Origin of the sequence: Prochlorococcus sp. MIT 1303 (genome assembly GCF_001631965.1) — a bacterium.
GTDB classification, from domain to species: domain Bacteria; phylum Cyanobacteriota; class Cyanobacteriia; order PCC-6307; family Cyanobiaceae; genus Prochlorococcus; species Prochlorococcus marinus_D.
Genome location: NZ_LVHK01000044.1, coordinates 257,496 through 283,135, shown reverse-complemented (window position 1 = coordinate 283,135; position 25,640 = coordinate 257,496). Strand labels below are relative to the sequence as shown.

Sequence of the window (25,640 nt, the reverse complement as noted above, 5' to 3'; positions counted from 1 at the left end):
CAAGCACCAAGCGACTGTCTTAAGCCTTGGAGTGGTAATTGGCGGCATTGGCTTGCTCTATCCCAGCCCAAAAGAGCTTCTTGAACTGGCATTTGTCGATGCTGCCCAAGAGCTTCGTGGCCCACGTCGGGCTCCCGATGGCATCACGGTCGTGGCCATTGACGACTTCAGTCTGCAACAAGCATCCAATACAGATCTTAGTGAGAGAAGAGATTTACGTAGTTTGCAGCCTTGGCCATGGCCACGAAAAAACTATGCAACTGTTTTGGATCGTCTCATTGTCTTGGAGTGAAGGCTATTGGTGTTGACATGCTCTTCGATAGCCCAAGTATCTATGGCCCAAACGACGATCAAGTCTTATCCATCAATTTAAAGCGCTTCCAACTCAAAGTCGTATTGGCAGCAAAAGTGCTCGAAAGCCTTGGTGCTGTAGGAGGCCTAAGCCTTCTTCGTGCCACCCCTGCACTTAGCGCTGCCTTGGGAACAAACCAACTAGGACTCCGTTGAAGAGTCTTGGGGAATGATGATGTGCTCCGCCAACGCCCGATTAATTACTCCACCACGGTCAGCAAGACTCTTGGCAAAACACTCCTCGAAGCCTAGGGATGACGCTCTTACAAGCTGCAGACCTAGCAATTAATCATCAGGTTAGAATAAACAACAATTTAGAAATACCATGCAGTTTCAATCAGTTAGCTGCTCAATATGAACTGGTTAAATAAGTCCAAAGAAACCAAAAAATAACTAGCCGAATGCAGATAAATCTATAGACACTTCTAGTAATGACCCAGGCGATACCTCTCCAAATCATTCAGACAATTTCAAGAGGTCAATGAGCTCTGTCAGCAATGAACAGTCAGCAAGCCGGCAATCTTTAATGGATGGGCTATTTGATGGTTCCACTAAAAATATGCACTCAAGCTTGCAATCTTCTATCATTTTCACGTAAACATGATTCTACGGTGCTGCACAATATTGATTAGAAGACAAATGAAGCCTTAACATAAAGCCAATCATTTTGAAAACTGCTGTCCAGTCGCCAACATTACTGGTTTAACTAAACAAGTTTTTCCGAATCAAGCAACAGCTTGCATCGGCTCTGCAAACTGTTGCCATTCATACCAAGATAATGAAAGCCATCCACAGCAGCCATGTGGGGACAAGAGCCTCAACTTCAGCGAGTCCGCGAGCGACTGAAGTTACTGCTGGCGACCCACGCCAATGAACTCCATCCCAAAAGCTTGTATGCCAAGCCAGGAGAGCTGCTCCTCAAGCAAGACGCAGCAGCCAAGCACCTGCTTCTGCTGACTCAAGGAAAGGTGGCGATTGAGATCCAACAACAAGGTCAATCTCCTCACACGCTGACAGTGATAGAAGCCGAAGCATTATTGGGGGAGATGGGCCTATTCGGCGATGGCACCCACTCTGCTGATGTCAGGGTGGTTGATGGACCTGCGGAACTACTCCAAATCAACGGTAACGATCTACTCAAAGCACTGATCTATGACTCCGAACTGCTGATCGAACTGCTTGCTCTGATGAGTGAGCGTGTCCGCAATACCAATAAGATAATCACATTGCTACTTGATGGAATTAACGGAGCCTGCAAAAGAGATGATATCTTGTTGGACAAAGCACTCCAAGACTTAAAAAGTCTGAACCAGTTCGTTTCACAAACGGCCGAACAACTGAAACACCACTAGGAAAAATGAATAACCAAAGAAATCAGTCATTAACAAATGGCATCTTGTTCATAATGGCTTTCAAGTATTAATAGAGCAGCTCGTCAGGTCTACTCAAAATCAACCAAAGAGAACCCATCTTGATCAATAGCAACTTGACTCCCAAAGAAAAAGATTTTCTAGGTTAGGCTAGAAAAATCCTCATCAACGAACTAGAAAACCATTATCAAGACATTAATCCTATCCAGCAAAGCTAGAGCCATCAGACGGATCGATCAATGTTTACCTGTTAACCGATCGATGACAGTCCAGCCCTAAAGAAACCTATCCAAGCAATATTCCTTTACTTATTGCCACTAGCAATCATCAATCAGCTACAAGTAGTTTCTATGAAAAACATTTCAGTCCGCAGTCTTCTTCTAAGTTTTGCTTTCACTGGCTTAGTGTCACCATCTGTTTATGCCGAATCAAGCAATCCAGCGAAGGGATTAGTTCTAGATATCCCTGCCCTGCGCAAAGTAATCGGTGATCCTCCAGAAATAGGTAGCAAGTCATTACAACGTGATCTCGATATTCTCTTCTGGCTTCAAAACAGCAGAAACCCTAGCGGAGTTAGAAATGCTTGGACCTATCTGGACAAAGTTTTGACAGTTTTCGAACCTGCCTTGGGTTCTGATTTCTCCAAAACAGCTCCAAAGATCAAAAAAAAGCTTCCCCAATTCATCAAGCTAGTCAACAACGTGAAAGACACTTTCAAGAAAGAAATCAGTCGTGATCGCCCCTTCGTCGCCTATTCCACCATCAAACCCTGCCTACCATTGGAAGATAGCAAGAGTTATCCCAGTGGCCATGCAAGCTGGTACACCACAGCGAGTTACCTGCTAGCCGATCTGTTCCCGCAACGGCGTGAGCCCCTCTTGCTAACAGGGCGCCAGGGGATCTATGCCCGTCCGTTTTGCGGCTTGCACTACCCCAGCGACGTAGAAGCAGGTCACCGACTCGGCAAGGCCGCTGCTCAACAGATTATCCGCAGTCCCCAGTGGTCAAAATTTAAATTATCAGTGCAGCAGGAAGCCAAAAGAGCTCTAAATCCGCCACCTGCAGGCCTACCATTAATTAACTACTAAGCTGATTGAATCAACAAGCTTAGGCGGTGATTGTAATCCAGAGCCTTGTGAAATTTCTTTTTTTGATTCAACCTAAGCTATTAGAATATATTAGCCCAATAAATATCATCTGATTTTGCTACACATGCAGTAAATCCTAGCTGAAGCGATTGGCCATAAGCAAGCACCTAGAAGCATGTCTTTCAAAACTCCCGCCCTAAAGACGTAGCAAATATCGTTGAATGAACTCAATAAGAAAACTAATACAGCAAGGTCATACAATTACTTGACATCTCAACAATCAAGCTCTTAGTTAAGACGTCTACCTGCAATTAAAAACTCAGCCCAAGGCTTGCTGCAGATCAACCTTTGCCGCTTCCAATGCTCCATCCAAAGCCGCGCCATCGCGTCCGCCCGCCTGAGCCAGATTGGGGCGACCGCCGCCGCCGCCGCCGCAACGCTTAGCGATCAAGCCAATGAACTTGCCCGCTTGCTGACCCTGAGCGATCAACTGCTTGCCAAAGGCCGCTACCAAAATCACCTTGCCTTCGTCGCTCGGATCAGGCAAGCCTCCCAACACAACAGCAGCACCATCCCCCAATTGATCCAATAAACCCTGAGCTGCGTTTTGTAAACCCGCACCCTCCACACCATCAAGACGGGCCACCAACAACTGGTACTCACCAACAGCTACTGCCTGGGTTGCCAAGGCCGCTGACTTCGCGACCGCTAATTCAGCCCGTGCTGCAGTCAACGCTTTTTGGCTGCTCTTTAGCTCCTCCTGCAGCGATGTCACCCGTTCGACGATTTCGCTGGGCTGCACCTTCAAGCGCTCCAAAAGTTTCTTCACCACCTCATCGCGCTCATTGAGATACGCCAGCACCGCCGGGCCAGCTACCGCCTCAATCCGCCGAATTCCTGCAGCAACACTGCTCTCAGCAACGATCTTGAACAAGCCGATCTCAGCTGTATTGGCCACATGGGTTCCGCCGCAAAGTTCCATCGACACACCTGGCACATCCACCACGCGCACCACATCGGCGTACTTCTCTCCGAACATCGCTACAGCACCGGCAGCCTTGGCCTCTTGGATCGACATCTCCTCAACAATCAGATCATGAGATTCCATGATCCAACCGTTAATCAAAGCCTCAATCTGCTCGAGTTCCTTGGCCGTAACAGCTCGCGAACAGTGGAAGTCGAAGCGCAAGCGATCGAAGTCCACCAGAGAACCTGCCTGACCGATCCCCGAATCAACGACCTGCTTGAGCGCCGCCTGCAAAAGGTGTGTTGCAGTGTGATTGGCCTGGGCACGGCGACGACAGGCCCGATCCACCTGAGCGTTAACCAGGTCGCCCAGGGCTAACGTGCCGCGCTCAATACGACCAAAATGCACAAATACGTTGCGATGACGACTCACATCGTCAACAGCCACGATCACACCATTGCCGCCGGATCCTTCACCCGAAAGCACACCGTGATCACCCACCTGGCCACCACTTTCACCGTAAAAGGGCGTGGTATCGAGCACGATCTGCACACTGTCACCAGCGCTGGCTCGTTCGGCCGACTCCCCATTCACGACTAGGGCCAAGACACAACAGGGCTGTTCCAAGACCTCATAACCCTTGAAGAGAGTGGCCTCCAGCTCAGCTGCCATTTGCTCGATAGCCCCCTGAAGCGTGAGATCAATGCTCACTGCAGCGGCCTTAGCCCGCTGACGTTGTTGGCCCATCGCTTGCTCAAATCCTTGGAGATCCACAGTCAAGCCATGCTCTTCAGCAATCTCCTGGGTGAGCTCCAAAGGAAAGCCATAGGTGTCGTACAACTCAAAGGCCTGGGCCCCTGAAATCATCTGGGGCTTAGCAACCAACACATCAGCCAGCAACTTCTCACCACGCTCCAACGTTTCCAAGAAGCGGGCCTCCTCGCGATTGAGTTCCGCCAAAATCAGCTTGCGGCGCTCCTCAAGCTGGGGGTAAGCCTCCACCATTAAGGCAATCGCCGCTTCCCCCATTGCCTGCAGGAAAGGCTTCTCGATCCCGACCAGTCGCCCATGACGAACCACTCTGCGTAGCAAACGCCGCATGATGTAACCGCGGCCAAGGTTGCTAGCAGTAACCCCATCACAGATCAGATGCGTAATCGCGCGGCAGTGATCGCCGATCACCTTGAAGCTGGTCTTCCCCTTGTCATCAAGCTTTTGATAATCGAGACCCGCCAGGCCAGCAGCCGTCTCGATCAATGGGTAAATAATGTCAGTTTCATAGTTATTAGGGACGCCCTGCAAAATCTGAGCCATCCGCTCCAAGCCCATGCCGGTATCAATATTGCGGTTCGCGAGTGGGGTGAGATTGCCCTCCCCATCGCGGTTGTATTGCATAAAAACCAGGTTGTAGAACTCAACAAAACGACCGTCGTCTTCCAGATCAATGTCGTCGTTGCCCAGATCAGGCTTGAAGTCGTAATAGATCTCCGAACAAGGTCCACAGGGGCCAGTCGGCCCTGAAGCCCAAAAATTATCAGCCTCATCCATACGAATGATGCGCTTGGGGTTCACCCCCACCACATCTCGCCAGATGGCCTCAGCCTCATCGTCCTCACGAAAGACGCTCACCACCAAATTCTTCGGATCAAGTCCAAACACCTCAGTCGAGAGCTCCCAGGCCCACTCAATCGCTTGTTGCTTGAAGTAATCGCCAAAAGAGAAGTTGCCAAGCATCTCAAAAAACGTGTGATGCCGCGCTGTGCGACCCACGTTCTCGATGTCATTCGTGCGAATACATTTCTGGCTACTGGTGGCCCGCGGCGCAGGGCGTTCAGCCTGACCCATGAAAACGGGCTTAAACGGCAGCATGCCAGCGATGGTTAGTAGCACCGTGGGGTCTTCAGGAACCAACGAAGCACTAGGAATCACCTGATGCGCACGCTCAGCAAAAAATGTCAGAAAAGCACTGCGGATCTCTGACCCAGTGCGAGGTCCCGACTCACCAGAACGCAATGATCTTGCAACGGCCATGAAGAATTCGGACGTGGAACAAGGATCCACCAGCCATGATCGCCTTTGGACCTCCCTATGACGTTGGCCGCCACCCCAACCATCCCCATGGATTGGGCCCAGATGCACTTGCATTCGCTTGGGCAATGCCAACTTCAGGCATGCGTGCAGCCCTGTTAAACCTGCCCTTCAAACTGATAATGGCCTTATTTTCCTAAGACTGTGACTTGCTCTATTGCAGCTGTAGCTTGCGCAATCCACAGCCGCACCCCCCTCGAAAGCAGCTGGCAATAGCTAGGGGACCGGCGCCCTGGCATGATTGGTTGTGGAACTCCTGCGTGGATGGTTGCCGTTGATCGGCAGTGCACTCCTGCTCCAAGAAACCCAACACATACTTTTTGCGTCGCGGCCATGAGCCTGCTGCACGCCACCTGGCTTCCAGCCATCCGTACTCCGACCAGCTCCGGTCGCCCTGCGCTCCTTGTGTGGGCAGATACCTGGCGAGTCGCTACCCCAGCAGGACCAGCAGCAACTCCCGCACTCCACCCCTTCACCCTCAACCCAGACGATCTACGTGCCTGGCTGATTGAGCGCGATCTACTGCCCGATGAAATCATCGACGCCACAGCATGTCTGACCCTGCCTAGCCGAACAGTCAAACCGCGCAGCAAAGCCAAGAACGTATCCACTGAATCCGACGAAGACAAAGACCACAAAACAAGTTGGACAGGACTGCCCCTACAAGCAGGCGAACCCATTCCCAAACAAACGGAATGGTGGCCCTGGCAGGTGCAAGGCCTAGCAGTGGAACCTGCTGCTGCAACGGCCTGGCTTTCGAAACTGCCTCTTTCAGGAGATCATCCTGATCTCGCCGATGAATTGCGCTGGTGGAGCCATCTCCAGCGCTGGGCCCTGAGCATGATTGCTCGCGGACGTTGGCTACCCCAGGTGGAACTCAGCAAGGGAGAGGGCTATCCCCACCGAGCACGCTGGACACCGCTACTCAACCGTGAAGATGATCGCCGCCGCCTCGAAGACCTTGCCGCTCAGCTCCCCTTAGTGGCCACCTGCGCCCTCCCCTGGCGGGAGCCCACCGGAAGGCGTAGCAACCGAATGACCCGCCTAAGACCAGATGCGATGCGAGCCGCTAACCCTGTGGCTTCATGCCGACCCCGCAGCGGTCGCCTTCGCGTAGCCAGCCTGCTGGAAGAACTCTTGGATGCCCAACTGCGCACCGGATTTGAAGCGAGTGAGCAAGGCCTAGACCCATTGCTCACAGCCTGGCAGGAAGCACTGGGGTCGGACAGCGGCGTAATCAACCTCCCCGATGAGGAAGCCGAACGTCTCGCTACAGCAAGCAACCATTGGCGAGAAGGCGTGGCTGGCAACGTCGCACCAGCCAGGGCCTGCTTAGAACTCTTCACTCCCGGCGAAGGGGAAGACCTCTGGGAGCTGCGCTTCGCCTTACAGGCTGAGGCTGATCCCACGATCAAAGTCCCGGCCGCAGCAGCCTGGGCAGCTGGTCCCAAGGTCCTGCAACTAGGCGAAATCCGTGTGGAACATCCAGGCGAGGTGCTACTGGAAGGCATGGGGCGAGCCCTCACGGTGTTTGCACCGATCGAACGAGGCCTCGACAGCGCCACACCAGAAGCAATGCAGCTCACCCCTGCTGAAGCCTTTGTATTGGTGCGCACTGCAGCGGCCCAACTGCGTGATGTTGGCGTTGGCGTGGAATTGCCTGCCAGCCTCTCGGGAGGGCTGGCCAGTCGCCTAGGCCTAGCGATCAAGGCGGAGCTATCGGAAAGATCTAGAGGTTTCACTTTGGGCGAAACCCTCGACTGGAGTTGGGAGCTCATGATCGGTGGCGTCACCCTGACGCTTCGCGAACTGGAGCGACTAGCAAGCAAGCGCAGCCCGCTTGTCAACCACAAGGGCGCCTGGATCGAATTACGCCCCAACGATCTCAAACATGCAGAACACTTCTGCAGCGTCAATCCAGGCATCAGCCTCGACGATGCCTTGCGCCTTACCGCAACTGATGGCGACACGCTGATGAGACTGCCCGTTCACCGCTTTGAGGCCGGTCCACGACTACAGGCGGTGTTAGAGCAGTACCACCAGCAAAAAGCTCCCGACCCCCTACCTGCTCCCGAAGGCTTCTGCGGTCAGCTAAGGCCTTATCAGGAAAGGGGTCTGGGTTGGCTGGCCTTCCTGCATCGCTTCGATCAAGGGGCATGCCTGGCCGACGACATGGGCCTGGGCAAAACGATCCAGCTACTGGCATTCCTGCAACATCTCAAGGCGGAACAGGAACTCAAACGGCCGGTATTGCTTATCGCTCCCACATCCGTACTCACCAACTGGAAGAGAGAGGCATTGGCCTTCACACCAGAGTTAAACGTCCGCGAACACTATGGGCCGCGTCGGCCCTCTACCCCCGCCGCCTTAAAGAAAGCACTCAAAGGCTTAGATCTCGTTCTCACCAGTTACGGGCTCCTGCAGCGAGATAGTGAGCTCCTAGAAACGGTCGACTGGCAAGGAGTGGTCATCGATGAAGCCCAAGCGATTAAGAACCCCAACGCCAAACAGAGCCAAGCAGCACGCGATATGGGCCGCCCAGACAAAAACAATCGCTTCAGGATTGCTCTTACCGGCACACCCGTCGAAAACCGAGTCAGTGAACTTTGGGCACTGATGGACTTCCTCAACCCAAGGGTTCTCGGTGAAGAAGACTTCTTCCGCCAGCGCTACCGGCTGCCAATTGAGCGCTATGGCGACATGTCTTCCCTGCGAGACCTCAAAGGCCGTGTTGGCCCCTTCATCCTGAGACGACTAAAAACCGACAAGGCAATCATCTCCGACCTACCTGAAAAGGTAGAGCTGAGCGAATGGGTGGGTCTGAGCAAAGAACAGGCAGCCCTCTATCGCAACACAGTGGATGAAACGCTGGAGGCCATTGCCCGCGCACCCAGGGGTCAACGTCATGGCAAGGTGCTCGGATTGCTTACCCGACTGAAGCAAATCTGCAACCATCCCGCCCTAGCCCTCAAAGAAAAAACCGTTGCCAAAGGCTTCATGGACCGCTCCGCCAAGCTGCTGCGTTTGGAAGAAATTCTCGAGGAAGTGATCGAGGCAGGAGATCGCGCTCTGTTATTCACCCAATTCGCAGAATGGGGTCATCTCCTTAAGGCCTACCTGCAACAACGCTGGCGCTTTGAAGTTCCCTTCCTGCACGGCAGCACAAGCAAAACTGAACGTCAGGCCATGGTTGATCGCTTCCAGGAGGATCCACGTGGACCCCAACTGTTCCTGCTGTCACTCAAAGCCGGTGGCGTAGGCCTCAACCTCACGCGGGCTAGCCATGTGTTTCATGTTGATCGCTGGTGGAATCCTGCCGTAGAAAACCAGGCCACTGATCGCGCTTACAGGATCGGGCAAACCAATCGGGTGATGGTGCACAAATTCATCACCAGCGGCTCAGTTGAAGAGAAAATTGATCGCATGATTCGTGAAAAATCTCGACTTGCCGAAGACATCATTGGCTCTGGAGAAGACTGGTTAGGTGGCTTAGGCGTCAGTCAATTGCGCGAACTAGTGGCCCTAGAAGACAGCTGATTCAAAGATGACCTCATGACAAGCAGCACCAACAACACCAGCATCACAACCGCCCTAGGGGAAGAGGGGCTAGGTCAACAGCCTTGGTGGGTGGAGCAATGGATGGAATTGATTAATTCCTACCGCTTCAAAAAGCGACTTGAGCGTGCCTGGACCTACGCCAGAGAAGGCAATGTCACCTCAATACGCTTCGAGGGTCGCCGAGTACACGCCAGAGTCCAGGGCACCGGTGAAGACCCCTACAAGGTGAAACTCTGGCTTGATGTCCTCAACGACGAAGACTGGGGGTATGTACTAGAAGCCCTTACCCAGAAAGCGCGCTGGTCTGCCCAGTTGCTGGCAGGGATCATGCCGGCAGACATCGAGCGGGCATTTGCAGCCAGTGGACGACGTCTTTTTCCCTTCAAGCTGCAGGAAGTCCGCAGTGAATGCAGCTGCCCAGATAAAGCCAATCCCTGCAAACACATCAGCGCCATCTATTTCCTGATGGGGGATCGCTTCAGCGAAGATCCCTTTGTACTGTTTCAGCTACGCGGTCGCACCCGCAACAAATTACTTGCGGATCTAGCCGAACAACGGCGCGATGCACTCGCAAAACTGGCAGAAACAGCTGCCGCAAAGAATGAGGTTCCTGCTGAGTCATCCAGCAGCGACGACCTGCCTGTACCACCCCATCCCGCCGTTGTGGACCCGAGCTTATGGTGGCGCTACGACTCCAGCCTCGATGCCGATCTGGTGGTGATTACTCCAGCCATGGAAGGCGACACAGGGCTCGATGCAGCAGGTGATCTTCCCCTGGCCGAAGAACCCCGCTTCCCAAAAGCCCGTCAGACTTTCCTCAATCATCTCAGGGAGCAGGGACAAGCCCTATCCCAGCAAGCCATGCTTCAGGCGATGGCGACCGGTGGCTGAAGCCCCCTGGCTATCTTCGGAGAAGCAGGAGCTGGTGAACCTGCTTTTAATCTCTCACCAACAAGCTTTCAATCACCCACTTCTGGCATGTGAACGGCGGCGGCCTTCACAACGTCTTGCCAGCCAGGAACTGTTTGCCTCAAGACAGCCCGTACTGGCCCATAGTGATGGGCACGATCCAAATCTCAGCTATGCCAATGCTGCAGCACTTCAGCTGTGGGGACGGCGCTGGGCAGAGATGGTCGGCATGCCTTCCCGCTTGACAGCACCAACCAGCGAACAAGTTGCACGCGCCAATGCCTTAGACAAAGCGCTCCAACAGGATGCAATCAAAGACTATCAAGGGATCCGTATTAACCATGAAGGGCGAAGGTTTCTAATCAAGAACGCACGCATATGGACCCTATGGAATCAAGAAGGTCTACGCATCGGCCAAGCTGCTGCGATCGGCAGCTGGCATTGGTTATGAGTGCACACCAGCCCATTAACAATCAAAGCTTCACGCTGCCTTGAAACCAAGTTCATGCAAAAAGCTAAGGCGATCATCAGCCAATACGCATGGACTACTTTCTAACAAATGAAGTTCAAATAAAATCCACAGATTGACTTTGGGGCAATCACTTAAGCCCTGAACATTTCCTGCTTTGAGAATCAAAGAATGCTGATCAAAAGCCAATCTTCCTTTGCGTTATTTGAACGCCTGGAGCAGTAACTCGACACATCACAGCCCATTACCACAACTGAAATTGTGCAAACAGCAATGAAAGTTACACAATTTCAGTTAACCGATCGGATTTAGGCAGGCCGCCATGAGTTTAAAAAACTACCAATCTGACCCTGATATTCAATAATTAAGGGCGCAACAAAGACAAAAACACTTAGCTGACAAATAACAACAAAGAGTCTCTGATCCTGCTGTCAAAGTTTTGGACCATGAACTGCTCAAAACATTCTGCTATGGAGTCTTGCATCATCACTTCCACTGGCCCTAAGAGCGAGAGCGCGAACAGACAAAAGCGACCTGGCCCGCTGCGATTCTGGAGATCAGCGTCGCCAAAAACCAAGCATCACATCGCGAACACAGTTCAGATTAAGAACGACGTGTGATACCAATAAGACCCTTTAAGCATGACTCAATGTTGTGGAGGAGTGCTCTTTGAAACCAGCCCTAGCCCGAAAAGCAACTCCAAGCTTCATTCTTCAACTGACATCGTTGCTCTGAACTTGTCGATGCGCCGTAAAATCGCAGCGACCCAGAGAACTGTATGCAACGTCGAAAACTACTCGGGTCTGGTGCTACGGCTGTCTCAGCAGCCGTCGGCGCAGGCATTCTCAGTGCCTGCACAATCCGTAAAGAGGAAGAAAGCGGCAGTAACAGCAGCCAGCCGAAGGTGCTCTGGCGCATGGCCACCAGCTGGCCCCCCTCACTAGACACGATTTATGGGGCTGCCGAAACAATCAGCCAACGGGTGAATGAACTAAGCGGCGGCAACTTCCAAATCAAACCCTATGCCGCCGGTGAGCTCGTACCAGGCCTAGAAGTCCTTGATGCGGTTCAGGCGGGCTCCGTCGAATGCGGTCATACCGCCAGCTACTACTACATCGGCAAAAATCCCAGCTTTGCCTTCGGCACTTCCGTACCGTTTGGCCTTAGCGCACAACAACAGAACGCTTGGCTCTACGAAGCAGGCGGTAACGACGCCATTAACAACCTCTATGCCGATTTCGGAGTGATCAGCTTCCCCGCCGGAAACACCGGAGCACAAATGGGCGGATGGTTCAAGCGCAAACTCGAAGGCCTGAGTTCTCTACAGGGACTCAAAATGCGCATTCCTGGTCTAGGTGGAAAGGTACTTGCCAGCCTTGGCGTCAATGTGCAGGTCTTACCTGGCGGAGAGATCTACCTGGCCCTAGAGCGTGGCGCGATCGACGCCGCTGAATGGACCGGCCCATACGATGACGAAAAGCTTGGCCTAGCCAAAGCTGCACGCTTCTACTACTACCCAGGTTGGTGGGAACCCGGACCCACCCTTGCAGCTCTGGTCAACCAACAAGCTTGGAGCAAGCTGCCGAGCGAATATCAAGCGATGTTCAACACCGCCTGTTACGAAGCCAACCTCACCATGCTCAGCCGATACGACAACCTCAACGGGGCTGCTCTGCAAAGGCTTTTAAAGGGCAACACCGAGCTGGTTCCCTATGACCAAAGCATCCTTAAAGCTGCCCAGGAAGCAGCCTTCCAGCTCTACAGCGATACCGCCGCGCAAGATGCCAGCTTCCGCAGCCTGCTTCAGCAATGGCAAGGCTTCCGTAAGGAGGTTTACGCCTGGAACAACGTCAATGAGTTCTCATTCGCTCGCTTCAGTTACGACCAGCTGCAAGGAACTTGATGAGACGCTGGCTAGACCTAGCAGAACGCCTTGACGCCTTAAACAAGGCCTTTGCATTCATTGCTCGCTGGTCGGTGTTGATGATGTTGGGATTAGGGCTCTGGAACGTTGTGGGGCGCTATCTGGGTGTGTCCATCGGCCACAATCTCAGCTCCAACGGTCTCATCGAAGGGCAGTGGTACCTCTTTGATCTGGTGTTCCTCCTGGGACTGGGCTGGACCCTCCAACGCCATGGGCATGTGCGGGTTGATGTGCTTCAAAGCCGCTGGGGAGAAAAGCACCAAACACGTATGGAGCTGCTTGGCACCCTGGTCTTCCTGTTGCCATTTGCCCTGGGAGTGATGCTGATCTCGCTCGAACCCGCCCTGCAGTCTTGGAGGATCGGCGAAGCCTCACCCGACCCCAACGGCCTGCCGCGCTACTGGGTTAAATCCCTCATCCCATTGGGCTTCCTACTCTTGGCCCTACAAGGCGTCGCCGAAGCCATTCGAGCCTGGGCAAAGCTAAAAGCCCAAACATTTAGGCCATTCAACCCTGAAGCGGAACAGGGCGGAGATCGCCTTGATTGAGATTGAACTACTCGACCATGTGATCAGTTTCGATCCCGCCACCACACTGGGGCCTGGGATGTTTGTAGCCCTGGTCTTCGCCCTATTGAGCGGCTATCCAGTGGCCTTCTGCCTCGGTGGCATTGCCGTGATCTTCGCGTTGCTGGGCATGGCTCTTGGTGTGATCGATCCACTGTTCGTTACCGCTCTGCCGCAGCGAATCCTGGGGATCATGGCCAACTTCACCTTGTTGGCCATTCCGGCGTTTGTGTTCATGGGCGCCATGCTCGAGACATCAGGTATTGCAGAGCGACTGCTCGAGAGCATGGGACGTCTACTCGGCAAACTGCGCGGTGGCCTAGCCCTGGCCGTCGTGCTCGTGGGCTCACTGCTCGCTGCTACCACCGGAGTCGTAGCAGCGACAGTCACCACTATGGGGCTGATCTCTCTACCGGCCATGCTGAGAGCGGGCTACGACCGCTCACTCGCCACGGGGGTCATTGCTGCCTCAGGCACCCTTGGCCAGATCATCCCACCCAGCATTGTCTTGGTGGTTCTCGGCGACCAGTTGGGTGTCTCAGTAGGAGATCTGTTCCTCGGCTCACTGATTCCAGGGGTTCTCATGGCTGGTGCATTTGCCACTTATGTGCTCGTGATCAGCCACCTCAAACCTCATCTCGCCCCCCAACTGAATCCAGCCGAACTGATCCCCATGCAACCTGGCCAACTGCTGCGTGTGATCATCCCGCCCCTAGGCCTGATCCTCTTGGTGCTAGGCAGCATCTTCTTTGGAATCGCAACACCCACCGAAGCTGGCGTTCTTGGTGCCACTGGCGCCATGGCCCTAGCAGCTCTCAATGGAGGGTTCAGCCGCAGCAGCCTCTCAAAAGTATGCGATGAAACCCTACGAACCACCGCCATGGTGATGGCGATTTTACTGGGCTCAACAGCTTTTAGCCTTGTCTTTCGCGGCGTAGGCGGCGATCAACTCATTGCCGATCTTTTGCTCAACCTACCCGGGGGCAAGGTTGGTTTTATGGCCGTGAGCATGCTCACGATCTTCGGCCTCGGCTTTTTCATCGACTTCTTTGAAATCGCCTTTATTGCCGTTCCGCTCTTACTCCCAGCAGCTCGCGAAATCCTTGGACCCGAGGCCTTGATCTGGCTAGGTGTGGTCATCGGCGCCAATTTGCAAACCTCCTTCCTCACTCCACCTTTCGGCTTCGCACTCTTTTATCTACGTGGAGTAGCCCCTAAAACCATTACCACACAAGAAATCTATAAGGGTGCACTGCCCTTCGTGGGTCTGCAAATCGCTGTCTTGGTGCTGATCATTGCAGCCCCACCCCTAGTGGATTGGCTGCCCAACCTTGCCGCCTCCTGAACGACAGCACAGTTCTCCGAACACCCTCCGTAGAGTTTTGGCATTGGTGTAAAGGGTCCATGAACGTTGCGAGCAAAGACACCACGGTGACAACGACCAGCACTGCTCCAAGGTTGTCACTCCAATGCGCAGTTATCGCTAGCGACACCACCACGATCCGTGCCCTCGATTGGGACCGCAGCCGCTTTGATATCGAGTTCGGGCTCCGTAACGGCACCACCTACAACAGCTTCCTGGTGAGAGGTGCCCAGACAGCACTGATCGATACCAACCACCTCAAGTTTGAGGACACCTGGCTAGCGATGCTTAAGGAGCAAATCGATCCAAAAGCGATCGACTATCTCATCATCAGCCACACCGAGCCCGACCATTCCGGTCTAGTGGGCCAGATCATCGATCTCAATCCCGAGATCGAAATCGTTGCTTCGAAGGTCGCCATCAAGTTCCTAGAAGATCAGGTGCATCGCCCCTTCCGCTCGCGAGAAGTCAAAAGCGGCGAAGAACTGGATCTAGGCACTAACCCAACAAGCGGTATCGCTCACCGCTTCGAATTTCTGAGTGCGCCCAACCTGCACTGGCCAGACACAATCTTCTCTTTCGACCACGCCACAGGGATTCTTTACACCTGTGATGCATTTGGTCTGCACTATTGCTCAGATGAACTCTTCGACCAGGACCCCTCAGCACTGGCCCCAGACTTCCGCTTCTATTACGACTGCCTGATGGGGCCCAATGCGCGCAGTGTTGTCCAAGCTTTGAAGCGCATGGATCAGCTACCAGAGATCACCACAATTGCCGTTGGTCACGGCCCGCTACTCCGCCACCATCTCAAGCTTTGGGTCGACGACTATCGCGACTGGAGCAGCCAACGAAGCAAAGGAGAAAGCTATGCAGCCATCTGTTATCTCAGTTATTACGGCTTTTGCGACCGGCTCAGCCAAGCCATTGCCCACGGCATCGGCAAAGCCAAAGGAGAGGTACAACTAGTCGATCTTCGAGCCACTGATGCCCAAGAACTGAGCGCATTAATTGGGGAAGCAAAGGCAGTAGTAGTACCAACTTGGCCATCCCAACCAGATGCAGAACTGCAGAGTTCAATTGGCACCCTATTGGCAGCTTTGAATCAAAAGCAATGGGTTGCCGTTTACGATGCCTATGGCGGCAATGATGAGCCAATTGATGCAGTAGCAGCGCAGCTGCGTAGCCTTGGGCAAAAAGAAGCTTTCGAACCTTTAAGGGTGCGGCAAGCTCCTGACGGGAATCTCTACCAACGCTTCGAAGAAGCTGGTACCGACCTTGGACAACTGCTCAACCAAAAGCAAAATATTGCGGCCATGAAAAGCCTAGATACTGAACTTGACAAGGCCATGGGTACCCTTAGTGGCGGCCTTTATGTCGTCACCGCCAGCCAAGATGAAGAGTCCAGCCAACGACGTGGCGCCATGATCGCAAGCTGGGTAAGTCAAGCAAGTTTCACACCGCCAGGGCTAACCGTCGCAGTAGCCAAAGACAGAGCCATAGAAACCCTGATGCAAGTAGGAGATCGTTTCGTGATCAACGTATTAAGAGAAGACAACTATCAACCCTTACTAAGGCAATTCCTTAAACGCTTCCCCCCCGGAGCCGATCGTTTCGAAGGAGTGAATGTACTCAACAACGTTGCTAAAGGAGGCCCCGTACTCGTGGATGCGCTGGCCTTCTTGGATTGCCTCGTCAAACAGCGACTAGAAACCCCCGATCACTGGATCATCTACGCCCTGGTGGAACAAGGCAATGTGGCGGATGCTGAAGCTAAAACAGCAGTACATCACCGCAAAGTAGGGAACCACTACTGATGTCGATATCCTCCATCCACGAGCCTGCTGCAGCAGCGCAGCGAACGGTGATCACACTCCCAATCGAAAAGGGCCTGATCAGCTTGCGCGGCCTTAGTCCACAACGTCTGCGCTTTGAGCTGGAATATGCCCTGGAGCGAGGCAGTTCAGCCAATAGCTTTCTTTTCTCTGCCGGTGACGACTCACATGGGCAACCTCAATCGGCTGTCCTCGTACACCCCCCTGGCGACGCCTATGCCGAGGTTTTCATGCCGGCACTCGCCAAGGCTCTACCTTCAGATACCAAAACGTTGAAGGTGGTCGTTGGTCACATCAACCCCAACCGAGTTGCGCTACTCAAAAAGCTGGCCAACAGCTACCCCCAGCTGGAGTTAATCAGTTCCAATCCCGGCGCCAAATTGCTCAGAGAGCTTTGGGAACAACGCAAACCAACAACACCCAACAACAATGAACAGGAAGAGTCATCCCTTCCGTCTCTTCCATCCATTGAGATTGTTCGACAAGAACAGAAGCTCTCCCTCAGCAATGAACACGCATTGTGGCTGCTACCAGCGCCAACAGCTCGCTGGCCAGGAGGTCTACTGGCCTTCGAGGAAAGCCTTGGCTTCTTGATGAGCGACAAACTATTCGCCGCCCACCTCTGCACAAGCGAATGGGCAGAAGCCAATCGCATCAGCACAGAAGAGGAGCGTAGGCATTTCTATGACTGCCTGATGGCTCCCATGGCCAGCCAGGTAGATACCTTAGTAGAGCGGCTTGAAGAGCTAGACATCCGCACGATCGCCCCATGCCATGGGCCAGCCATAGAAACGAGCTGGCGGAGCCTGCTGAATGACTACCGCCGCTGGGGTGAAAGCCAACAACAAGCCACTTTAAAGGTTGTTCTTCTTTTCGCCAGCGCCTACGGCAACACAGCGGCGATTGCTGACGCACTCGCAAAAGGAGTCTCCAGTACTGGTATTCAAGTAGAAAGCCTCAACTGCGAATTCACACCTGCGAATGAATTGGTAAATGCAATCCAACAAGCTGATGCCTACTTGATTGGATCGCCAACCCTTGGAGGGCATGCACCAACCCCAATCGTATCGGCCCTAGGAACCTTGCTGGCCGAAGGTGACCGCAACAAAAAGGTAGGCATATTCGGCAGCTATGGCTGGAGTGGAGAGGCATTGGAACTTCTCGAAAAGAAGCTACGTGATGGTGGGTTCTCCTTTGGATTCGAGCCAATCAAAGTGAAGTTCAGTCCCGATGCTGCCATGGTGAAAACCCTGGAAGAAACAGGCACACTCTTTGGCCGAGAACTCCTCAAGCAACAACAACGCCAGCAACCACGAGCAAGCAGTGGCATGAGTGCAAGCCGTAGTGATCCAGCCGTGCTTGCCCTTGGTCGGGTAGTGGGCTCACTATGCATCTTGACGGCTCGTAAAGGTGAAGGGAATACAGCGCTTAGCGGCGCAATGGTCGCAAGCTGGGTCAGCCAAGCCAGCTTTTCACCGCCAGGGCTGAGCGTGGCCGTCGCCAAAGACCGAGCCGTTGAAGCGTTGCTGCATCGGGGCGACCACTTCGCTCTCAATGTGTTGGCAGCAGGAAGGCAACACGAACTGATGAAACATTTCCTGCAACCATTCCCAGCTGGTTCAGACCGGTTCGCAGGGCTAGACCTTGACGCCAGTCCCGCAGGTCAACCGCTGCTTAAAAATGCTCTGGCATGGCTTGAAGGATGCGTACAGCAACGCATGGAATGTGGAGACCACTGGCTGCTATATGCCGAGATCAGCCATGGTGCCCTACTTGAACGAGAAGGCACGACGGCTGTGCATCAGCGCCGGAGTGGAGCCAACTATTAGTCCATGGTCGCGATGACTGCTGGCGAGCATTCATGTACTGGGTACCTGATTCTTCATAAACCTCTCCAAGCCCACAACTAGCGCCAATCTCGAAGCCGCCTTCGCTGGCGAGAGCATGGCCAATCGCAAATAACTCTTCTTCGCCGACGTTGCCAAGACACTTGGCAACAATGCATTAGCCAAGCTTTTCCGCGATACCGCTGCTCAAGAAACTAAGCACGCCTTTGCCCGCTTCCGGCTCCTCCATCCCGAACTGGAGATTGACGATCCAGCCAAGCTCAATGCACAACAGAAGCAACAAGTCCTCAGCCGATGCCTCGAGCTGGCCATTGAAGGTGAAACCTACGAATTCACCACGATGTATCCCGAGTTCGCAGCTCAAGCCCGTACTGATCGTGACAACGACGCAGAAGCAGAATTCAACGAACAAATCGACGAAGCTCAGCAACACTCAAGCCTTTTTCCTCGTGCCGCTCGCAACTTCGGCTTTTTAGTGCCAATCGAGCAACATCATGCTGAGCGCTACGGCGTTGCCCTCGATGCACTGGAAGGGAAGTGTGTAGCAGGAGAAGCGGAGCAGCCCGTAGCTGGTCAATGGATTTGCAAAGTGTGCTCAATGCTCTATGACCCAGCCATCGGTGATCCCGAGTCAGGCATCTCCGCAGGAACCGCATTTGAAGCGATTCCGGAGGATTGGTTCTGCCCCATCTGCGGCAAGGAAAAGCCAACTTCATGCCTTACCGAGAAGCAGAACTAACCGAAGCAGCCTGAGGTTGCTCAGGTGCTGCAAAACCTTTTACATATTAGTTGCGTGAGCACAGCATCTCTTGAGTTAGACCAATCCTTATGGCCTTATCACCCCCCCCCGATCTGCTTGTCATCGCCGCTAGCAATGGCGAAAATTTAAAACTAGCCCGTCGCATCGCCGCTCAAGCTGAACATCAGTGCCACACAGCTAAGGTTCTCGATCTCACAAGCTTGGGCCTGCCACTGTTTACCCCTGTGGCAAAGGAAGCTGGAATGCCAGACGGTGTAGCACCACTCCATCAACAGCTGATCGCAGCCACGCACTGGGTGATCTGCGCGCCTGAATACAACGGCTCGATTCCACCTGCATTCACAAGTGCCGTCGCCTGGCTCTCCGTGCAAGGAGATGACTTCCGCAGTTTGTTCAACGGCAGGCCAATCGCAATGGCAAGCTTTTCCGGCGGGGGCGGCATGGGCATGTCGATGAGCCTGCGCAATCAACTCAGCCACCTCGGCGCTCAAGTGCTTGGACGGCAGCTGATGAGTAACCACGCCAAGCCCGCCAAAGACGAATCCATTCGAGACTTAGTGCACCTGCTGATGCAGATGCAACCTCTCAAGCTTTGATCCATCCGAACCAATCACCGTTGTTGCAACAGCCTCGACAAGGATCTTCTCGACGACCGCTCGAAGGCCTAGAACTGCGAAACGAACTAAATCTAGTGAACACTAGATGTGGATTCTGACAAAAGAAACTCTCTACAGCTTTAAACGCAAAAAATCTGGTTTTGCTAACTTAAGAATGAGAGCAAAAGCCTGACCTACCAGAAGCCTTGCCCTGTCTAGAAGCAACAAAAGCCAGACGCAATCATAATCATAAAGATAATCTAAAAAAAGATTGGCACGCTAGATATTGTGGCTTGAAATGCACAAGTCATTTCATTCAGCCCTCGGCGCGATGGGATCTCAGCCTGGCCAAAACGCTGCTGTTCGATACCGCGGTTTTCTGCTCCTGCCACAGAGCAACCAAACATGGTTGGTTAGACCTGAACGCAGTCCAATGCTTTTGTTGCCGTTCCGCACCCCAATCTGTTCCTTGACAGATGTCAAGTCGATGCTGGATTGGCGTCTCTCTCAACAAACAAAGTTGTTTGATGCTGCCTGATCAATTAGGCAGCATGAGGAGGAGGTGTGGGGTGTCCTTGAGATTGAAATGGCAGCACCAATGTTGCCCATCGCTCTGGACGATCAGGTCGTTGACGGCGTGGCTGACGGACACCAAAAGGAACACGCACCACATTGGTACCATCAACCGCCAAGGTATGTCCCTGCAGCAGAGCAGATTCCAATCCATCTGGAAGGGTAGGAAGAGTTACCCCAGCCCCCCTAGAGGACTGATCTCCTTGGTTCAATGAAGTGTCGCTATCCATGCTGTCCCCCCAGCGATGGTGCAGATGCGGGACAGTATGGTCAAAACACTGCCACATGTGCTGAATTAAAAACCAAAAATTCGGTTTTCAGTGAAAAGTTACTGCCTTTAATCTGTTCACACCAGGGGAGGTTTAAGAACAGCGTTATCAGCAAGCTCCTCAACTGATGGGCAGCTACACAGCAAATTACGATCGCCATAGGCATTATCAATTCGCGAAACCGCAGGCCAAAACTTGCTTTGGCGCTGCTCAGCCAATGGGAAAGCAGCTTCGGCGCGGGAGTATGGACGATCCCAAACCTCTGCTGTGACGGCCGCCAAGGTGTGAGGTGCCCGTCGCAGCGGGTTGTTCTGAGGATCGATCTGGCCTGACTCAATCGCTGCCGTTTCTTCGCGTATGGCAATCATGGCGTCGCAGAAGCGGTTGAGCTCCTCCAAGCTCTCGCTCTCAGTGGGTTCCACCATCACAGTCCCTGCCACCGGCCAGCTCACGGTTGGGGCATGAAAGCCGTAGTCCATCAACCGCTTTGCAATGTCATCCACCTCCAAGCCTGCACTTCGCTTAAGGGGGCGCAGGTCAAGGATGCATTCATGGGCAACCAACCCTGCTTGACCCCGAAACAGCACCGGGTAATGAGGATGCAACCGATGGGCTAGGTAATTAGCAGATAACAGTGCAACAGCACTGGCCTGCCGTAATCCCTCCGCACCCATCATGCGCAGGTACATCCAGCTGATCGGCAGGATGCCTGCACTGCCCCATGGCGCAGCCGAAATTGCGCCGATTCCCTGCTCGCCGCCGCAGGCAGCGAGGGGATGACCTGGGAGGAAGGGCATCAAATGAGCAGACACCGCGATCGGACCAACCCCTGGTCCACCACCGCCATGGGGGATACAAAATGTTTTGTGCAGATTGATATGACAAACATCAGCGCCATAAGTCCCAGGACGACAAAAACCGATCTGCGCATTGAGATTGGCGCCATCGAGATACACCTGGCCACCGTGGCCATGAACGAGCTCACAGATTTCACGAATCTGCGGTTCAAAGACACCATGGGTTGAGGGATAGGTGACCATCAGGGCTGCCAGCTGAGGAGCATGGGCCTCTGCCTTGCTGGCCAAATCATTGAGATCCACGTTCCCGTCTGCATCACAAGCCACAGGCACCACCCGCAAACCGGCCATCACGCACGTGGCTGGATTGGTGCCATGGGCACTGGTCGGGATCAGACAAACATCTCTCTGCTGCTCTCCGCGGGAATGATGCCAAGCGCGAATCACCAACAAGCCAGCTAATTCCCCCTGAGAGCCGGCATTCGGCTGCAAAGACACCCCGGCAAAGCCAGTAATGTCTGCAAACCAATGTTCCAGGTCCTGAACCAATCTCTGATACCCCTGGCAATGATCCTGAGGAGCAAAAGGATGCAGCGCCGCAAACTCCCTCCAACTAATGGGGATCAGTTCAGCTGCAGCATTGAGCTTCATCGTGCAACTGCCCAGGGGGATCATCCCGTGCACCAATGAAAGATCGCGGCCCACCAATCGCTGGAGGTAACGAAGCAACTCGGTTTCGCTGCGATAGCGATGGAACACCTGCTGCTGCAGCCAAGGTCGCTGGCGCAACGGCAAGCCAACAAGCTCCTCAAGGTGAGGGTTTCCAGGGTCTTCGAGAACCGGCACAGGCTGACCTGCAGCCTCAGCCAAAATCTGGAGGATCGACTTCAGCTCCTGATCGGTGCTGAGCTCATCAAAACTAATGCCAAATCCATGGGCCGCCTCTGGAGCAACACCCAAAGGCAACACCCGCAGGTTGAATCCCGCCAAAGCGGCTGCCTGATGAACAGCAGGAGCTTCACGACAGATCACCTCAATCGTGTCAAAGCGAGCTATCGACTGGACTGGATAGCCCAACTGGTGCAATCCCCTCTCCAGTTGAGCCCGTAAAAGCAGGACTCGTCTAGCGATTGCAGCGAGCCCATCGGGTCCATGGTGCACTGCATAGAATGACGCCATCACAGCCAATAAGACCTGCGCCGTGCAGATATTGCTGGTGGCCTTGTCTCGGCGGATGTGTTGCTCCCGGGTCTGCAACGCCAATCGCAAAGCCGGTTGGCCCTCCGCATCCACAGACTGGCCGACTAGACGTCCGGGGACCTGGCGCTTGAAGATCTCAAGGGTGGCAAAAAAGGCGGCGTGAGGTCCCCCAAAGCCCATTGGCACCCCAAACCGTTGAACACTGCCAACAGCAATATCAGCTCCAAATTCAGCCACTGGAGCAAGCAAAACCTGAGCAAGAGGATCAATGGCAACAGTTGCCAGGGCCCCTACCTCATGAGCAGCCTGAATGGAGGTCGTGGGGTCCCAGAGCCTGCCGCTACGTCCAGGCAACTGAAGCAAAACACCAAAGACCTCAGCATCAAACTGAAAGGTCATCGGCTCGGCCACCTCGAGATCAATGCCCAGAGGTTCAGCCCGAGTTCTCAACACAGCAAGAGTCTGGGGAAGAACCTCCGCATCCACGAGAAAACGATGAGCCTCAGGGCGCTTGCAAATCGCAAAGCTGAGGCTCATCGCCTCAGCAGCTGCCGTTCCCTCATCAAGCAAGGAAGCATTGGCGATCGGCAACCCCGTGAGCTCACTGATCAGCGTCTGGAAGTTGAACAGAGCCTCAAGCCGTCCTTGAGAGATCTCAGCCTGATAAGGGGTGTAAGCGGTATACCAAGCAGGATTTTCAAGCACCTGTCGCTGAATCAACGCAGGCGTTGCTGTGCCGTAATAGCCAAGCCCAATTAAAGAACGCCTCACCCGATTCGCCGCCGCGATGAGACGCAGTTCCTCCATAGCCTGAACTTCACCACAGCCCTCAGGAAGGGAACTGCTGGGTGCCGTTGTCTCGAGAATGTCTGGAGGAACTACAGCAGCAACAAAGCTCTGAAGATCACGATGACCAAGCTCCAGCAGCATTTGCTGCTGGTCTTCCAAGCTGGGCCCAATGTGCCTCACCAAAAAAGGTGAAGACTGAATGCTTGAAGCCTCAACTGCACGCTGTTCAAGCAGGGTCAAGGGACATTCATCAACAAGATGAACAGAAGTTTAGAAAATTTGGCCCAGAACCATCGCACTTCATCGGGTGATTAGTTGCTGGATTCGACAGCAACCTTGTTGGCATAGGTGGCTGCGTCCATCAGATCCTGCAATTGAGCTGGGTCCGCTGGGCGAACCACGAGCAACCACCCCTCACCATGAGGATCATTTTGAAGTTCATCCGGGCTGGAAAGCACCGACTCATTAATCCGCACCAACTCACCGCTGATCGGCGCATGCAAATCCTCGACAGCTTTCACTGACTCAACGGACCCGAAAGTGGTGCCGCGATTCAGCCGATCGCCCACCTCCGGCAAATCCACAAACACAATGTCACCCAACTGATCAACAGCAAAGGCACTGATGCCTATCCGCACCAATTCACCATCCAAACTGGCGTATTCATGGGTATCGGCAAACCGAAAGTGGTCGGGGAATTGGAAAGCCATCGAGCCTGGCGAGGCAAAGCTCACCCAGTCTGGGGTACATCCAGCAAACCGGCGCGAACCAAAGCCACCAAAGCTCGAATCAGTGCCAATTCCACATGAGTGCGATGGGTACCTCCCTGCACATAGAGGTTGTAAGGGGGGCGCAAGGGAGCATCTGCAGAAAACTCACTGGTGCTGCCGTCAATAAATGTTCCGCCCGCCATCACCAAATCGCTTGCATACCCAGGCATCGCTGCCGGCACAGGATCGAGATAGGCCCCAATAGGTGAACATGCCTGAAAGGCCCTGCAAACAACTTTCAAAACCTCAGGGTCTCCAAGCTGCACCGCCTGAATTAAATCGCTACGAAAGGCTCCCATCGAGGGCTTCACTGCAAAGCCCAAAGTGTCGAACACACCCGCGACCAAATCAGCTCCGATCAATGCCTCTGCCACCATTTGTGGAGCCAAGAACAGCCCCTGCAACACCAACCGATAAAGATCAAAGCCACTGCCCCCCTGACTACCAATTCCTGGAGCAGTGAGCCGACAGCAAGCCTGCTCGACCAAATCAGCCCGACCGGCGACATATCCACCAGTTGGAGCAATCGTGCCACCGAGATTTTTGATCAAAGAACCCGCAATCAGATCAGCACCAACTGCTGGGGGCTCCAAATCCTCAACAAGCTCGCCATAGCAATTGTCGACAAAACAGACACATCCAGGCTGAGAGTTATGGATGCGATGACACAACTCGCCAATGGCTTTGATCGAAAGAGATAACCGCGAGCTGTAGCCACAGCTGCGCTGTATCAACACCATCCTTGTTGGCACCTCCAAGGCGCGTTCCAAGGCTGAAACATCCACACATCCCTCGGCCGTGAGGGGCAGCTGGTCATAAGAGATCCCTAATTCGGTTAAAGACCCCTGGCCGGATCCACGCAGACCAATCACTTCTTCAAGGGTGTCGTAAGGCTCTCCGGTCACTGACACGAGTCGGTCACCAGGCCGAAGAACGCCAAACAACGCAGTCGCAATTGCATGGGTACCACTCACAAACTGGAGTCGAACAGCTGCTTTCTCAGCACCAAGCACCCTTGCAAATACACGATCAACCACCTCCCGAGCCTGATCTCCATGGCCATAACCGGTGATGGAAGCAAAGTGTTGCGTGGCGACTCGTTCGCTGCTGAAAGCCTCCAAAACCTTCGCAAGGCGAACCGCTACGGCAGCCGTCCGCTCGCATGCGATCCCCTCAAGGCGCTTAGAGACAAAACCAACGTGCCGCCTGGCCCACGCCTGCACCAGCAGTTCATCAAAGCCAGCTGCGGGGAATGTCTTCAAAACAACCCGGGATCAGAATCAATCATCCCCATGCTGAATCCTCGTTGAACGTCAAACGAAATCGAAAGTGAAGAGCAAGAGCAGAACATTGCCAAAATCACAGCTCACCGAACCAAGTCAGCGCAAATCATTGGCAAAACTGCCATAGCTCAGCACGCATCAAGAAGATGCACAGCTGAGCTATGGCTCCTGGAAACAGTTCCATAGTTCCTTTAGATTTGAACATGTCTCGGCCCTTTCCGCTCCACTCGCCTTACAAGCCAAGCGGCCGACCCATCCAAAGGAGTAC

Annotated in this window: 20 protein-coding genes and 1 pseudogene; 16 read left to right on the top strand and 5 right to left on the bottom strand. The window is 53.8% G+C overall.

Annotation, left to right across the window (positions count from 1 at the left end):
- The first annotated feature begins 31 nt into the window (after nucleotides 1–31).
- The 4 genes from PMIT1303_RS14115 to PMIT1303_RS10530 all read left to right on the top strand — a co-directional run bounded on the left by PMIT1303_RS14115 (nucleotide 32) and on the right by PMIT1303_RS10530 (nucleotide 2,809).
- A complete protein-coding gene (locus PMIT1303_RS14115) occupies nucleotides 32–292 on the top strand; it encodes a CHASE2 domain-containing protein (RefSeq protein ID WP_231901457.1) in 261 nt (86 codons plus the stop codon).
- Nucleotides 293–309: 17 nt separating this feature from the next.
- Complete coding sequence (locus PMIT1303_RS14110) at nucleotides 310–507, top strand: hypothetical protein (RefSeq protein ID WP_231901456.1); 198 nt, start codon at nucleotides 310–312, stop codon at nucleotides 505–507.
- Nucleotides 508–1,151: 644 nt separating this feature from the next.
- Nucleotides 1,152–1,703, top strand: coding sequence for a cyclic nucleotide-binding domain-containing protein (locus PMIT1303_RS10535; protein ID WP_063398657.1), 552 nt, complete (start codon nucleotides 1,152–1,154; stop codon nucleotides 1,701–1,703).
- Between the two features lie 422 nt (nucleotides 1,704–2,125).
- Nucleotides 2,126–2,809, top strand: coding sequence for a phosphatase PAP2 family protein (locus tag PMIT1303_RS10530; RefSeq protein ID WP_231901455.1), 684 nt, complete (start codon nucleotides 2,126–2,128; stop codon nucleotides 2,807–2,809).
- A 319-nt stretch (nucleotides 2,810–3,128) separates the two neighbouring features.
- On the opposite strand, the gene alaS is transcribed toward PMIT1303_RS10530, so the two are convergent.
- On the bottom strand, nucleotides 3,129–5,807 hold the full coding sequence (gene alaS / locus PMIT1303_RS10525) for an alanine--tRNA ligase (RefSeq protein WP_063398655.1): 2,679 nt from the start codon (nucleotides 5,805–5,807) through the stop codon (nucleotides 3,129–3,131).
- A gap of 35 nt (nucleotides 5,808–5,842) precedes the next feature.
- Between alaS and PMIT1303_RS13565 the strand changes: the two genes are divergently transcribed.
- From PMIT1303_RS13565 to PMIT1303_RS10465, 12 genes and pseudogenes are all read left to right on the top strand, one after another.
- Complete coding sequence (locus PMIT1303_RS13565) at nucleotides 5,843–6,004, top strand: hypothetical protein (RefSeq protein WP_156487000.1); 162 nt, start codon at nucleotides 5,843–5,845, stop codon at nucleotides 6,002–6,004.
- A gap of 193 nt (nucleotides 6,005–6,197) precedes the next feature.
- Nucleotides 6,198–9,401, top strand: a complete 3,204-nt coding sequence (locus tag PMIT1303_RS10520) for a DEAD/DEAH box helicase (protein WP_063398654.1) — start codon at nucleotides 6,198–6,200, stop codon at nucleotides 9,399–9,401.
- 15 nt (nucleotides 9,402–9,416) lie between these two features.
- A complete protein-coding gene (locus PMIT1303_RS10515) occupies nucleotides 9,417–10,313 on the top strand; it encodes an SWIM zinc finger family protein (protein ID WP_063398653.1) in 897 nt (298 codons plus the stop codon).
- The gene (locus PMIT1303_RS10510) at nucleotides 10,306–10,782 is read left to right on the top strand and encodes an MEKHLA domain-containing protein (RefSeq protein ID WP_011827412.1); all 477 of its coding nucleotides are present in this window, start codon (nucleotides 10,306–10,308) and stop codon (nucleotides 10,780–10,782) included. Before PMIT1303_RS10515 ends, PMIT1303_RS10510 begins: the two co-directional genes overlap by 8 nt.
- Nucleotides 10,783–11,578: 796 nt before the next feature.
- A complete protein-coding gene (locus PMIT1303_RS10500; RefSeq protein WP_063398651.1) occupies nucleotides 11,579–12,703 on the top strand; it encodes a TRAP transporter substrate-binding protein in 1,125 nt (374 codons plus the stop codon).
- Nucleotides 12,703–13,272, top strand: coding sequence for a TRAP transporter small permease subunit (locus tag PMIT1303_RS10495; RefSeq protein ID WP_063398650.1), 570 nt, complete (start codon nucleotides 12,703–12,705; stop codon nucleotides 13,270–13,272). The genes PMIT1303_RS10500 and PMIT1303_RS10495 overlap by 1 nt, the downstream gene beginning before the upstream one ends.
- Complete coding sequence (locus tag PMIT1303_RS10490) at nucleotides 13,265–14,635, top strand: TRAP transporter large permease subunit (protein ID WP_082824489.1); 1,371 nt, start codon at nucleotides 13,265–13,267, stop codon at nucleotides 14,633–14,635. The genes PMIT1303_RS10495 and PMIT1303_RS10490 overlap by 8 nt, the downstream gene beginning before the upstream one ends.
- Before the next feature lie 59 nt (nucleotides 14,636–14,694).
- Entirely contained in the window at nucleotides 14,695–16,470 is a 1,776-nt protein-coding gene (locus tag PMIT1303_RS10485) for a diflavin flavoprotein (RefSeq protein ID WP_063398649.1), read from the top strand.
- Entirely contained in the window at nucleotides 16,470–18,317 is a 1,848-nt protein-coding gene (locus tag PMIT1303_RS10480; RefSeq protein WP_063398648.1) for a diflavin flavoprotein, read from the top strand. Before PMIT1303_RS10485 ends, PMIT1303_RS10480 begins: the two co-directional genes overlap by 1 nt.
- A 55-nt stretch (nucleotides 18,318–18,372) precedes the next feature.
- Nucleotides 18,373–19,088 (top strand): annotated as a pseudogene (locus PMIT1303_RS14290) (rubrerythrin family protein).
- 75 nt (nucleotides 19,089–19,163) lie between these two features.
- Nucleotides 19,164–19,691 carry an NADPH-dependent FMN reductase gene (locus PMIT1303_RS10470; protein WP_011827457.1) on the top strand — a complete coding sequence of 176 codons (528 nt, stop codon included), beginning with the start codon at nucleotides 19,164–19,166 and terminating at the stop codon, nucleotides 19,689–19,691.
- 331 nt (nucleotides 19,692–20,022) lie between these two features.
- Nucleotides 20,023–20,229: a hypothetical protein gene (locus tag PMIT1303_RS10465; RefSeq protein ID WP_063396955.1), complete on the top strand. Its 207-nt coding sequence runs from the start codon at nucleotides 20,023–20,025 to the stop codon at nucleotides 20,227–20,229.
- A 4-nt stretch (nucleotides 20,230–20,233) separates the two neighbouring features.
- On the opposite strand, the gene PMIT1303_RS10460 is transcribed toward PMIT1303_RS10465, so the two are convergent.
- The 4 genes from PMIT1303_RS10460 to PMIT1303_RS10445 form a co-directional block, all read right to left on the bottom strand.
- Nucleotides 20,234–20,494, bottom strand: a complete 261-nt coding sequence (locus tag PMIT1303_RS10460) for a hypothetical protein (RefSeq protein WP_063398963.1) — start codon at nucleotides 20,492–20,494, stop codon at nucleotides 20,234–20,236.
- 116 nt (nucleotides 20,495–20,610) lie between these two features.
- Nucleotides 20,611–23,559: an aminomethyl-transferring glycine dehydrogenase gene (gcvP, locus tag PMIT1303_RS10455; RefSeq protein ID WP_063398647.1), complete on the bottom strand. Its 2,949-nt coding sequence runs from the start codon at nucleotides 23,557–23,559 to the stop codon at nucleotides 20,611–20,613.
- Between the two features lie 71 nt (nucleotides 23,560–23,630).
- Complete coding sequence (gene gcvH / locus PMIT1303_RS10450) at nucleotides 23,631–24,029, bottom strand: glycine cleavage system protein GcvH (protein WP_063398962.1); 399 nt, start codon at nucleotides 24,027–24,029, stop codon at nucleotides 23,631–23,633.
- 20 nt (nucleotides 24,030–24,049) lie between these two features.
- Nucleotides 24,050–25,351 (bottom strand): methionine gamma-lyase family protein, encoded by a 1,302-nt coding sequence (locus tag PMIT1303_RS10445; protein WP_063398646.1) that lies wholly within the window; start codon nucleotides 25,349–25,351, stop codon nucleotides 24,050–24,052.
- Between the last annotated feature and the right edge of the window lie 289 nt (nucleotides 25,352–25,640).